At 53.8% G+C, this 12,171-nt stretch carries 10 protein-coding genes; 1 reads left to right on the forward strand and 9 read right to left on the reverse strand.

All coding sequences use genetic code 11. The annotated features are described in order from the left end of the window. From CCY01nite_RS18100 to CCY01nite_RS18110, 3 genes are all read right to left on the reverse strand, one after another. Positions 1-1,284 (reverse strand): Gfo/Idh/MocA family protein, encoded by a 1,284-nt coding sequence (locus CCY01nite_RS18100; RefSeq protein WP_146864757.1) that lies wholly within the window; start codon positions 1,282-1,284, stop codon positions 1-3. Positions 1,285-1,356: 72 nt separating this feature from the next. Then, entirely contained in the window at positions 1,357-2,856 is a 1,500-nt protein-coding gene (locus tag CCY01nite_RS18105; protein ID WP_246129970.1) for a sigma 54-interacting transcriptional regulator, read from the reverse strand. Between the two features lie 18 nt (positions 2,857-2,874). After that, positions 2,875-3,969: a vWA domain-containing protein gene (locus CCY01nite_RS18110; RefSeq protein WP_146864761.1), complete on the reverse strand. Its 1,095-nt coding sequence runs from the start codon at positions 3,967-3,969 to the stop codon at positions 2,875-2,877. A 136-nt stretch (positions 3,970-4,105) separates the two neighbouring features. On the opposite strand from CCY01nite_RS18110, the gene CCY01nite_RS18115 reads away from it, so the two are divergent. Continuing rightward, positions 4,106-4,948: a sugar phosphate isomerase/epimerase family protein gene (locus tag CCY01nite_RS18115; RefSeq protein ID WP_146864763.1), complete on the forward strand. Its 843-nt coding sequence runs from the start codon at positions 4,106-4,108 to the stop codon at positions 4,946-4,948. A gap of 175 nt (positions 4,949-5,123) precedes the next feature. Here CCY01nite_RS18115 and CCY01nite_RS18120 read toward each other — a convergent pair whose 3' ends face one another. The 6 genes from CCY01nite_RS18120 to CCY01nite_RS18145 form a co-directional block, all read right to left on the reverse strand. Further along, positions 5,124-8,336, reverse strand: a complete 3,213-nt coding sequence (locus CCY01nite_RS18120) for a glycosyltransferase family 117 protein (protein ID WP_146864765.1) — start codon at positions 8,334-8,336, stop codon at positions 5,124-5,126. Between the two features lie 95 nt (positions 8,337-8,431). After that, the gene (locus tag CCY01nite_RS18125) at positions 8,432-8,725 is read right to left on the reverse strand and encodes a putative quinol monooxygenase (RefSeq protein ID WP_146864767.1); all 294 of its coding nucleotides are present in this window, start codon (positions 8,723-8,725) and stop codon (positions 8,432-8,434) included. Further along, positions 8,725-9,549: an SAM hydrolase/SAM-dependent halogenase family protein gene (locus tag CCY01nite_RS18130; protein WP_146864769.1), complete on the reverse strand. Its 825-nt coding sequence runs from the start codon at positions 9,547-9,549 to the stop codon at positions 8,725-8,727. Before CCY01nite_RS18130 ends, CCY01nite_RS18125 begins: the two co-directional genes overlap by 1 nt. A gap of 101 nt (positions 9,550-9,650) precedes the next feature. After that, positions 9,651-10,463 (reverse strand): SDR family oxidoreductase, encoded by an 813-nt coding sequence (locus CCY01nite_RS18135; RefSeq protein WP_146864771.1) that lies wholly within the window; start codon positions 10,461-10,463, stop codon positions 9,651-9,653. Between the two features lie 100 nt (positions 10,464-10,563). After that, positions 10,564-11,781, reverse strand: coding sequence for an RNA polymerase sigma factor (locus tag CCY01nite_RS18140; RefSeq protein ID WP_146864773.1), 1,218 nt, complete (start codon positions 11,779-11,781; stop codon positions 10,564-10,566). Then, entirely contained in the window at positions 11,781-12,122 is a 342-nt protein-coding gene (locus tag CCY01nite_RS18145; RefSeq protein ID WP_146864775.1) for a YciI family protein, read from the reverse strand. Before CCY01nite_RS18145 ends, CCY01nite_RS18140 begins: the two co-directional genes overlap by 1 nt. Positions 12,123-12,171: the final 49 nt, after the last annotated feature.

Raw genomic sequence — 12,171 nt, forward strand, 5'->3', positions numbered from 1 at the left:
TTATTTAGGCAGTTTATAGTTATTATGATATTGCGCGGTCATCAGCTTGTTCGCATCCCTGCTGGTGAATTGCTGCTTGTCTGCATTCCAGTACACTTTCTGACCGGTTTTATATGCGATGTTGCCCATTTGCGCGTTCACGGCCACGTTCGCGCCGGTGCTGATGTCGCAGTTGAGGTCTTCCAGCTTCCTGGATTTGATCACGTCTATGAAGTTGCGGGTATGTTTCACCAGGCCGTTGTCGGATGCTTTCTGGTAGGCGACGGCTTCCATTTTGTCTTTTTCGGGGATCACTTCCCATCCGCCGCGGTCCAGCACCAGGGTGCCGTTGTTGCCGATGAAGGCGATGCCGTGCGTTCTGCCGTAGGGGCCGCCGTCGATGCCGGTGGCGTGTTCCCATTGCATGTTGAAGCCGTCGAACTCATAGATGGCGGTGAGGGTGTCCGGTGTTTCGGAGGCATCATCTGGGTAGGCGAACTTGCCGCCGGAAGCCACGACGGACCGCGGGTTGGAGGCTTTCATGCCGTACAGGGCGTAGTCGATCAGATGCACGCCCCAGTCCGTCATCAGTCCGCCGGCATAATCCCAATACCAGCGGAAGTTGAAATGAAAACGGTTCGGGTCGAACGGGCGTTTTTGCGCCGGGCCTAACCAGGTGGTGTAATCTACACCGGGAGGTGGTTCGGTGATGTCTTTCTTCGGGATGGGCTTCATCCATCCCATATATGCCCAGGCTTTGACCAGCCTTACATTGCCGAGCTTGCCGGCATGTACAAAAGCGATGGCATCACTGAAGTGCTGCATGCTTCTTTGCCACTGGCCCACCTGCACCACGCGGTTGTGCTGCTGCTGGGCGTTCACCATGGCGCGGCATTCCGCGATGGAGTTGCCGATCGGCTTTTCTACATAAATATCTTTTCCGGCGGAGCAGGCGTCCGCCATTTGCAGGCAATGCCAGTGGTCCGGCGTACCGATGATGACGGCGTCGATGTCTTTATTCTCCAGCATCTGCCGGTAATCGCCATACAGCTGCGCTTTAATGTCTTTCTTAGCCAGCTCGGCGGCCCGTTTGTCCAGCACATTTTTGTCAACGTCGCAGATCGCCACGCAGCGGGCTTCGGGGTGGTGCAGCATACCGTTGAGGTCGCTCCAGCCCATGCCGTTTACGCCGATCACGCCAAAATTGACAATATCGCTTGGTGCAACGGCACGCAAAGCGGAGGGTAGCAACGCTGATCCTGCAAGGAAAGCGGAGGTGTTAAACAGGAAGTTCCTTCTGTCCATTGTAATCACTGTTTTATTTAACGTGGATATTGTAATGGACAACAAAATATAAAAAAATAGGATTTTTCGCAGTTATATTTCATCCTCCTCCAGGTCTTCCCGCGTTCCGAAATTCATCATGGTGCCCAGCAGGTCGGAAAACCGGGTTTCGTTTTCCAGCGTTTTTTTGCTGAGCAGGGAATAGGTGGAAAGGCCATGGAGGATCATCTCCATCATGAGCAGGCGTTCCTGCTTGTTGGACTGCGGAAAGAGCTGCTTTACGAGGTCGTGCAGCCCGGTGACCTGCATCAGGGCGGTTTCATACTGCTTGTCCGTTGCGTCCTGCAGCATTTGCAGCGCATTGCCCTGGTCGAACCACTGGATAATGGGGCGGTACGGGTTCATATCCGCCGCGCCGGGGTTCTTCCGTTTCTTGAAGGTATCCGGGTTGGGGAAGTAGGTGGCGAAGACGGTGCGGATGCTTTTTTCGAGCAGGTTTACGGCCACCTGCAGCGGGCCTTCCTGTTCGCCTTCGTATACCAGCTCTATTTTACCGGTGATGCCGGGGATAACGCCCTGCAGGTCGTTGATCCGTATGTAGGTGGATTTTTCCTTGTTGATGATGGCTCTCCGCTCGGCGGCGCTCACGGCGTTCTCGAATGCGGCGATGGTCAGGCGCGCGGAAACACCGCTTTTTTTGTCCACATACTCACTGCCGCGCGCTTCAAAAGCCACCTGTTCGATGATGCGCTTGATCATATCGGGCATTTGCACGGACTGCTGCTCTTCGTGCACGTTGGCTTCCTGTTCGGTGATGAGCAGGGAGTTTTCCAGCGTTTTCGGGTAGTGGGTGATGATCTGGCTTTCGATGCGGTCTTTCAGCGGAGTGACGATGGAGCCGCGGTTCGTGTAGTCTTCCGGGTTAGCCGTGAATACAAAGAGGATGTCCAGCGGCATGCGCACCTTGAAGCCGCGTATCTGGATGTCGCCTTCCTGCAATATATTGAAGAGCGCCACCTGGATGCGCGCCTGCAGGTCCGGCAGCTCGTTGATCACAAAAATACCGCGGTTGGAGCGGGGGATGATGCCGAAGTGGATCACGCGCTCGTCCGCATAGCTCAGCTTTTCGTTGGCGGCCTTGATGGGATCTACGTCACCGATGAGGTCGGCCACGCTCACATCGGGCGTGGCGAGCTTTTCGCCGTACCGCGCTTCACGGGGCAACCATTCGATAGGTGTTTTATCGCCGAGTGCGGCGACCTGGTCGCGCGCGAAGCGGGAGAGGGGCGCAAAGGGATTGTCGTTCACTTCGGAGCCGGCCACGATGGGAATGAACTCATCGAGCAGGTCCACCATTTGCCGGGCCATTCTGGTTTTCGCCTGTCCGCGCAGCCCCAGGAAGAGGATGTTATGGCGGGAAAGCAGGGCTCTTTCTGTATCGGGGATCACCGTATCATCATAGCCAATGATGCCGGGAAAGGTGCTTTCCTTCCTTTTCAGCTTGGCGATCAGGTTTTGCCGGATCTCTTCTTTTACAGACCTGTACACATATCCGCTCTTTTTGAGCTCTCCCAGGGTTTTGATCTTTTCCATTCCCATTGTTTCTTTTGTTTAAAGTGTTTTCCTTTTCCCGCTTTCGAAATCATAGAACAGGAACTGTCCAAGCTTGTCAGTGCCGGAGAAGAAGGCTTTGCCGTTATTGGTTTCCGTAAATTCCTTTACGAATTGCTGCAGCCACGGGTCGGTGGCTACCATGAAGGTGGTGATGGGTATTTTGAGCTTTTTGCACTGTGCGGCCAGGTTGAGCGTCCGGTTGAGTATCTTCCTGTCCAGCCCGAAGCTGTTCTTGTAATACTGCTTGCCCTGTTTCAGGCAGGTGGGCTTCCCGTCCGTGATCATGAAGATCTGCTTGTTGGGATTGCGCCGCCGCCGTAGAATGTCCATCGCCAGCTCGAGGCCCGCTACCGTATTCGTATGGAACGGCCCCACCTGCAGGTAGGGAAGGTCCTTGATCTCTATCTGCCAGGCATCGTTCCCGAACACGATGATGTCCAGCGTGTCTTTCGGATAACGGGTGGTGATCAGCTCGCTGAGGGCCATGGCTACCTTTTTGGCGGGGGTGATGCGGTCTTCCCCGTAAAGGATCATGGAATGCGAGATGTCGATCATCAGGGCGGTGGAGGTCTGCGTTTTGAAGTCGGTTTCCTGTATTTCCAGGTCGTCCTGCTGCATGGAGAAAGCCTCAATGCCGTGATTGATCTGGGCATTGCGGATGGAGGCGGTCATATCGATCTGTTCCAGCGGGTCGCCGAATTCATATGGACGGGTTTCCGCGTTCAGCTCGTCGCCCATACCGGATTTCCGGATGTTGTGATCGCCGATGGTGGATTTCTTCAGCTTGCCGAAGATCTCTTCCAGCGCGCGTTTGCGGATGGTCTGCTCGGTTTTGGAAGTGATGGAGATATTGCCGTTTTCCGGGTTTTCCTGGATATATCCCTTGCTGCGGAGGTCTTCAATAAAATCACCGATACCGTACTCGTTGTCGGACACCTGGTATTCTTTATCCAGCTCCGTCAGCCACTGCAGGGCTTCCGCTACGTCACCGCTGGTGTAAGTGAGCAATTGGGTGAAAATGTCCAGCATCTTCTCGAACGGCGACTGATTTTTATCAGAAGGCTCGAACTTTGAGAAAATAAATCCTTTCATACGTTCATCTAAATTACGTAAAAACTCATTACCGCCATTTTCCGGCGCCGCTGATCATTCCGTCCTTGCATTAGTGGGAAAAGGCTGTTAATTTTCCGGTCATTTTCATTACGATTCAAATTAAATACGCACGTTTATGAATTCTTTGCGAAAAAGCCTGCTGTTGCTCGGTATGGCTGCCATGACTTATGCTGCGCCCGCTGTTGCACAGCAGAAAGAAGCGAAACTGGGCTGGAAGCTCGGTGCACAGTCGTATTCTTTCCGACTTTTTACCCTTACGGAGGCGCTGGACAAGCTTGATTCCTGCGGATTGCACTATGTGGAGTGCTATAACGGCCAGAAGATCGGAGGGAATATCGAGGGGAATATGGATTTCAAGATGGATGCTGCCAAGCGAAAAGCGATCCAGAACTTGCTGAAATCCAAGAAGAAACAACTGGTGGCCTTCGGGGTGGTGAGCCCCAAAGGAGAACAGGAATGGAGGCAGATGTTCGATTTCGCTAAAGCGATGGGCATCCAGGTGATCACTTCGGAGCCCCGCACGCAGGACCTGGACGTTGTTTCCAGGCTGGCGGACGAGTACAAGATCAAAGTAGCGATCCATGACCACCCTAAACCGAGCCATTACTGGCATCCGGACAGCGTACTGACCGCGATTCAAGGCCGCAGTCAATACATCGGCGCCTGCGCGGACATCGGGCACTGGGTACGTTCCGGCCTCGATCCTGTAGAATGCCTGCAAAAGCTGAAAGGCCGCGTTTTCAGCCTTCACATGAAGGACCTGCATGAAAAAGACCGCAAGGGGCATGACGTAGTGTGGGGAACGGGCGTTTGCAATATCGAAGGAGTGGTGAAGGAACTGAAAGCACAGAAGTTCAAAGGCGTTATCTCCGCTGAATATGAGCACAACTGGGCTAACAGCGTACCGGACATTACGGCGAGCGTGAAGAACTTGCGGGAGATCATCGCGAAGAAATAAAAGAGATCACCGGTTTCAGATCGGAGGCTTTGAGAATCGCTTCAACGATGACAAGCCGACATCAGATACCCGAATAGAAACGGGCTGACCATTACTTTTGGTCAGCCCGTTTTTCTTTTCTCCAAAGAAAAGGGCCAGCCTTCCGGCCAGCCCTATGTTGATGATCTTGTTTTGTTTATTTGCTACTATCCGGCACCGTACTGAACTGCTTACCAGCCTCATTCTGCTGCGCGGAATCCGTCGCGGCGAAATCTATCTTCCATTGCTTCAGCATCAGCGAGAACTGTTCGGCGCGGCGCGCATCGTCCTGCAGGTCGTTGGTCAACAGGCGGGCGGGCAGGGCGCGGTAGTAGCGCATCTGCTGTTCCATGTCCCTGAGCAGTTGCTGGGAGATCTCGTCCGCTTTCTTCGCGTTGCCGGCGAGGTAGTAAGCGTAAACGATCTCCATGCTCCAGAGGTTGTGCATGTTGCCGGGCGTGGTCATCGCATACGGCATGTTGCCGGGGAGGAACACGGAATCCTGGCGGTCCAGCACCTGCAGCGCTTTATCGCGTTTGCCTTCTTTTACCAGCGCCACGCCCAGCTTCGTGTAGGCGTTGCGGAGGCTTTGCAGCATGCGGCGGTTGGGCTCATCGAAATAAACACCCGGAACGTCCACGCTGCCGTATACGAATTTGTTCATCAGGTTGTCATACATCTTGCGGGTATGCACCTGGTCGTTCAGGCCGGGCAGCATTTCGTCGGACGGCTGCCTGCGTGTGGGAACTAGGCGGTAAGTAAGACCCTCTACCTGCAGATAGTCGTTCAGACCGAGGTCTACCGGGCTGGTGAAGTATATCGGGCGTTTCCAGTTGTTGGTGGCGATCATGTCGTATACGGCGATATCTCCTTTGTAGATGACGTTCTTGGTGATGGAGAACTGCACGTTCGGCACAATGCGGCCGCTGTCCTGGATGTCTACTGTTCCGTTTTTGATCACTTCTTCCGCATTGACGGGGATGAACAGGTGCTGTGTGGGCAGGTAATTCACTTTGTCCCCGCTGGTCAGCGGCACTTTGGCGGCATCCCTGTCGTCACCGATGAAGGCAATCACTTCGCGGATATCGAAATATCTGTCCTGCGGCAATTTACCGTTGTCATAGTGCATCACGTAGCTGCGGGCGTCGCCACGGTATTTGTCCGGCGTCAGCGTCATTTCAATGGCTGGGCTTTCATTGATCTTTTTCCGTTGCTGTTCGATGTACCATTCCGCGCTGAGCAGGCTCAGGTTGATCACGCGGATATCCGGACGGATGCCTTCTACTTCCTGCGCGTACCAGAGCGGGTACGTATCGTTGTCACCTACGGTGAACAGAATGGCGTTGGGCGCACAGGATTCCAGGTAGTCGCGCGCTACATCGCGGGCGATCACTTTTTTGGAACGGTCGTGGTCATCCCATCCCTGCTGCGCCATCAGCACCGGCACGGCCACGAGGCAAAGCACGATGGCTAACGGTGCGGCTGCACGAAGTTTTTTGTTGATGAAAAAGTTGTATACGCTCATCACGCCAAGGCCGATCCATACGGCGAAGGCATAGAAAGAACCTACGTAGGCGTAGTCACGCTCCCTCGGCTGGTTGCCGGCCTGGTTGAGGTAGAGCACGATGGCGAAGCCGGTAAAGAAGAAGAGCAGACCAACGATGAATGCGTCCCTCCGGTGACGGTTGTAGTGGAAGAAGAACCCTATCAGCCCGAGTATCAGGGGAAGGAAGAAGAAGGTATTGCGGGCCTTGCTGTTTCGCAGGCTGTCCGGCATTTCCGACTGATCGCCGTAGATCAGGTTATCGATGGGGCCGATGCCGGAGATCCAGTTACCGTCCCGCGGATTGCCGAAGCCCTGTATATCGTTCTGCTTGCCGGCGAAGTTCCACAGGAAGTAGCGGATGTACATGATGTTCACCTGGTATCCCACAAAGAACTTGATGTTATCGAAGAAAGTTGGTTTTTCGCCGTCTTTCAGATTGAGGAATGCCTTGTAGTAATCGGCATGTCCCTGGTCGTTACTGGCGTCCCACACGCGGGGGAAGAGCATTTTATCGCTGCTGTTGTAAACCGGTGTTTGTTTCTGGCCTACTACAACGTATTTATCTTTCACACGCGCGTATATGTTCCCGGTAGGTTCGTATTTCTCAGGGCGGGCGGTGAATACCTGTCCGTATAAAAGCGGGAAATCGCCATACTGCTCACGGCCAAGGTACCCTACGAGTGAAACGGGGTTGTCCACATTATACATGTCCACGGAAGGATCGGCGGAAGAGCGGATCATGGTGGTCACGTATGTGGAGTAGCCCATCAGCAGGAAAAAGATACAGGCGTTGATCAGGCGGGTGGCATGCTGCAGCTTTTGGGCGTTGAGCGTAATGCCGAAAGTTTTAATGAAATAGGGAATGAGCAGTACGCCAACGGCCAGTATGAACCGGAAGATGCGCACGCCGGTGCTGTCTCCTTCTGCGAAAGCGGGGATCAGGATCACGGATGCGATTACGATCAGCGGCACATAGAACCCGAATTTGGGTTTCATATATCCATACACCAGCAGCCCAATGAGCGCTATAAAGTAAAAGGTAAAGCCGGAGAAGAACGGCAGGCCGAGGCTGTTCACAAAGAACACGTCCATCATTCCGGATACCTTGATCGTATCCTGGATAATGAATTTCTGCACGAGGCCGGTGATCACGCATCCCAGTACGAAGGCCCAGAAAGCGCCCGCGGTGGAGATCTTGTTACTGCGTTTGAAGTAATAGATCAGCACCATGGCGGGGATGGTGAGGAGGTTCAGCAAGTGCACGCCAATGGACAGCCCCATCAGGTAAGCGATGAGCACGATCCAGCGGTCGCCGTATTTGCTGTCCGCTTCGTGTTCCCATTTGAGCATGGCCCAGAACACTACGGCGGTGAAGAGGGAAGACATGGCATATACTTCGCCTTCCACAGCGGAGAACCAGAAAGAGTCGGAGAAAGTGTAGGCCAGTGCGCCCACGGCGCCGGCGCCCATTACAGAAAGCAGTTGCTGGCTGTTCAGGGGCTCACCTTTGGGAGAAAGGATGCGGCGCGCAAAGTGCGTGATGGTCCAGAATAAGAACAGGATAGTGAAACCACTGGCGAGGGCGCTCATGATATTCACACCGATGGAAGCTTCTGAGGGCGTAAAGGGCAGCGTAAAGAGCCGTCCGAGCAATACGAACAACGGAGCACCGGGGGGGTGGGGCACCTGCACTTTATAGGCCGCGGAAATGAATTCGCCGCAATCCCACAGGCTTCCCGTGGCTTCCATGGTCATTAAATAAACAACACAGGCAACTATGCACACGATCCAGCCTGTAATGTTATTGATCCGGTTAAAATTCATAAGGTTGTTTTAGATAATTCCGACAAAAATAGAAAAAGTAACCAATTAAGCTAATGTGAACAATAGTTTTAACTTTTTATAAATACTTTAACATATTAAAGTGTCGGTGTGATGTCGTCCAGGCTCCATGCTTCGGGTTTTGCGGTGAACCATGGCTTGATGGTGCCCCAGATGTCCGAAAACATCGCGGAATGCCGGTAGGCGTCCAGCGCATCCTGGTTATCCCAGATGCTGTAGGTCATGAATACGCCGGAGGGGAGGTGGTTTTTCCAGAGGGCGAGGTGCCGGCAGCCGGGGAAGTGGCGGATCTGCATCATTTTCTCCGTAAAAAGTCCTTCAAATGCTTTTGCTTTTGCCGGATCGATGGTGAGTTTCACTATCCTGACCATTATTCGAAGATTATGCGTACAGTTTGATAAAATGAAAGGTGCTGATAGGTAGCCTGTTGCAGCTGATCGCGGCTGAAGCCCTGCAGGCCGAACAGTCCCGCCGCATTGCCTTTGTTCACCGCTATCTCCAGGTAACCGGCGGCGTTGAAGAGCGCGAGCTTCTGGCCTTCGGGCACGTCCGCGTAGGTTTCGCTGATGTTGCGGATCATTTCGTCCCGGCGGAAGAAAATCGCAAACTGGCGGCCGTTGCGTTGCTCGTCGAACTGCTCTTTGGTGATGTTGACCACTACGTTCTCGAAGTTATCGATATGAATGATCTGGCCTTCAATATAATCGGCGCCGGTGAGGGGCTGCAGGTTGTTTTTCACCACGATCTCCGTTACCGGCGTGCCGGCGTCCTGCAGGGAGGCGCCGCTGCTCATCCGCTGAACGGCTTGCGCCATGGTGCGGGCGAGCGTCAATGTATTTTTCGGCACGGCGGGGTCCAAAGGCAGGCGCACGACGGCCGCGGGCATTTCACCGGCGATCATGGTGAGCAGGCCATTGTCCGCACAGCAGATATAATGACCATTGTGGGAAGCCATGAGCAGGTAATCCGCTTTCCGGTCGAACAGGTTGTTCAGTACCAGGTGAAAAGTGCCTTCGGGGAAATGCCGGAAGGCGGCGCGGCAGATATAAGTGGCCTGGGGGAGGTTGAATGGTGAGATGTGATGGGATACATCCACGACCTGGGCACCGGGACAGTTTTGCAGCAGCAGACCTTTGATGGCTCCTGTGAGGTAGTCCTGCAAACCGATGTCAGATGTCAGTGTGATGATAGGCATGTTATAGTTCCGGGCTGTAACGCTCAGGGGCCTTGTTTTTTCCTGTGCAAAGAACGTTAGAAAAGTAAAAAGTAAAAAATTAAAATCACTTTAATGGCTGGTTATTCCAGCGGGGAGCCCGGTTCTTTCTTGAAGTGGGAGAACACCAGTTTATCCAGCAGGGCGGGGAACGTTCTGCTGAGCAGTACCGTGAACCTGCCCTGGGAAGTGAGCACCAGCGTGCGTTTACGCTTCGCAATAGCATTGAGGGTATGTTGCGCCACCTTTTCGGCGCTCATGAGCTGGTCTTCCTTCAGCGGTGTTTCCTGCTGGGAATGCCCCGTTTTGTCCAGCGCCGTATTGCGGATATTGGAGGCCGTGAAGCCGGGGCATACCCACATCACGTTAACGCCTGTATGTAAATTCTCCGTCCGCAGCGCTTCGAGGAATCCCTGCATGGCGAATTTGGATGCGGAGTAACCCGTCCGCCCCGGCAGGCCCCGGTATCCCGCAACGGAGGAAACGCCCACTACGGTGCCCTTGTTGGCGAGGATGGAGGGCATGGCGAATTTGGTGCAATATACGGCGCCCCAGAAATTGACATCCATCAGGGTTTTCAGCACCTCTACCTCCGTATCCTTGAACAGCGCCCTCATGCTGATGCCGGCGTTGTTCACCAGGATGTCTACTTTCCCGAATTTTTCCAGTACACTGTTTATGAACGCTTTGCAATCTTCTTCCTGGCTAACGTCCGCTACAAATGTGTGGAGGGCCGCCGTGTTACATTCTTTTTGCATTTCGTCGAGAGAAGCCTGCCGGCGGCCACAGACGGCCACCTGCGCACCGGCCTGTAAAAAAGCAAAAGCGAGCGCTTTCCCGATACCGGAAGTTGCGCCCGTTATCACGACAGATTTTTGCTGGAAAGAGGTTTGCATCCTGCAAAAGTAATGGAGAAAATAAAAACTATGGAAACTTGTAGGGGGATTCGCGGGAATTATTTTGATGATTTTTTAGAAATGGCTGTCCGTGCAGGAGTTATAAGGTCTGTATAAGCGCATTGATCTTCCTGCCGATAAAAGCGGATTCCGGTAACGACGGCTTGCAGGTGAGCGCTATGCGGTAGTGCTCCAGCGCTTTGGCGGCCTGGCGCTGATCTGTATATATGCGGGCAAGGCTGCAGTGATAAAGATGATGGTTTTGCATAAACGTATCGTTACCAAGGGATAACAGTTGCCGCAACGCAGCATCCGGACAGCCTGCAAAATGTAAAGCTACGGCATGGTTGAGCTGTACAAAAGGAGAGGGGTTGACGCGGACCAGCTGTTCATATAACCCGCAGATCTGCTCCCAGGGTGTATTTCCGGCGGAGGTATGCAGCCATGCGATGGTGGCTTCCAGCAATAATGCGGAGCGTGGGCCGTTCCGGGCGGAATGAAGATAAGTGGTGGCGATGCGGATCATATTTTGATCCCATTGTTCTCTTGGCTGCTTTTCAAGTTCCTGCAATTCACCGTTCTCGTTTATGCGGGCGTTTGCGCGTGCGAGTTGCAGCAGCATAAGCGCGTACAGGGCCCGGGCATCTGTTCCGCAAACGCGGCTGTGCCGTATTACGGCTTTGGTAAGGCTGAGTGCGTCCTCACATAATTGTTCATCCGTCAACCCGCCATCGTCACCGATCTTCCATCCTTCGGTAAAAACAAGATAAAGCACTTTCAGCGCCATGCCTACTTTCTGTTCGCTCCACCAGACGAAGCCGCTGTGAAAGGCAATGTCCTGCGCTTTCACCTGCTGCCGCTGCCGGTATAATATCTTGGAAATACTTTCGGGCGAAGTGCCGAGCAGCCGCGCGATCTGCTGCACCTGCAAACCATGTACATACCGTAGGGAAATCACCAGCTGTGTTTTGGGCGGGAAGTCGGCATGCATGCAGGCGAAAAGCAGGCGGAGCAATTGTGTATCGCCGTCTTCGGAGGATGCGTGGGCAACGGTCAGCCGGTCGGCCTGATCGAGCGCTACATGCGGTTGAGTGCGGCTGAGCCGTTTGGACGCGATGTTGCGGATGGTGGCGTAGAGCCATGCTTCGGGATGGTCGGGCAATGTTTGCCGCCACTTGAGCGCGGCGGCGGCAAAGGCTTCCTGCACGATGTCCTCCGCATCAGCGATCACGCTGATACCGCTCCGGTACATCAGGGCGCTTACCATCTTGCCGAATTGCGCCCGGTAGATCTTTTGCAGGCAGTCTTCCGGTTTCATCAGCAATCCAGCACGGGTCTCACTTCGATGATGACGGTATTATTGAGTACTTCGGGGCATTGTGCAGCCAGTTCGCCGGCTTGCTGCAGGTCTTTTGCCTGGATGAGCAGGAATCCGCTGATGCCTTCCCGCGCTTCGGCGAAGGGGCCGTCTGTGGAAATGTGATCTTTTTTGACATAGAGGCCTTCCGTTTCGAGGGGTTCCCCGGCCAGGAAATGCCCTTTTTGGGCAAGACCTTCGGTCCACTTTGTCATTTCTGCGATGCAGGCTTGCATTTCATCTTCCGGTATGGTCTGCAGACGCTGAAGGTCCTCACGGATCAGCAAAAGGAATTTCTTCATGGTATTGACTGTTTTTTAAATATAGTACCAATACGGAAGGAAATCCGGA

Origin of the sequence: Chitinophaga cymbidii, assembly GCF_007992715.1 — a bacterium.
Classification (GTDB): Bacteria; Bacteroidota; Bacteroidia; order Chitinophagales; family Chitinophagaceae; genus Chitinophaga; species Chitinophaga cymbidii.

Bases quoted from the DNA above. Each gene is read 5' to 3' on its own strand.
- CCY01nite_RS18140 (WP_146864773.1), bottom strand. From the start codon at position 11,781: ATGAAACCGGAAGACTGCCTGCAAAAGATCTACCGGGCGCAATTCGGC.
- CCY01nite_RS18105 (WP_246129970.1), bottom strand. From the start codon at position 2,856: ATGGAAAAGATCAAAACCCTGGGAGAGCTCAAAAAGAGCGGATATGTG.
- CCY01nite_RS18125 (WP_146864767.1), bottom strand. From the start codon at position 8,725: ATGGTCAGGATAGTGAAACTCACCATCGATCCGGCAAAAGCAAAAGCA.
- CCY01nite_RS18130 (WP_146864769.1), bottom strand. From the start codon at position 9,549: ATGCCTATCATCACACTGACATCTGACATCGGTTTGCAGGACTACCTC.
- CCY01nite_RS18145 (WP_146864775.1), bottom strand. From the start codon at position 12,122: ATGAAGAAATTCCTTTTGCTGATCCGTGAGGACCTTCAGCGTCTGCAG.
- CCY01nite_RS18120 (WP_146864765.1), bottom strand. From the start codon at position 8,336: ATGAATTTTAACCGGATCAATAACATTACAGGCTGGATCGTGTGCATA.
- CCY01nite_RS18135 (WP_146864771.1), bottom strand. From the start codon at position 10,463: ATGCAAACCTCTTTCCAGCAAAAATCTGTCGTGATAACGGGCGCAACT.
- CCY01nite_RS18110 (WP_146864761.1), bottom strand. From the start codon at position 3,969: ATGAAAGGATTTATTTTCTCAAAGTTCGAGCCTTCTGATAAAAATCAG.
- CCY01nite_RS18100 (WP_146864757.1), bottom strand. From the start codon at position 1,284: ATGGACAGAAGGAACTTCCTGTTTAACACCTCCGCTTTCCTTGCAGGA.
- CCY01nite_RS18115 (WP_146864763.1), top strand. From the start codon at position 4,106: ATGAATTCTTTGCGAAAAAGCCTGCTGTTGCTCGGTATGGCTGCCATG.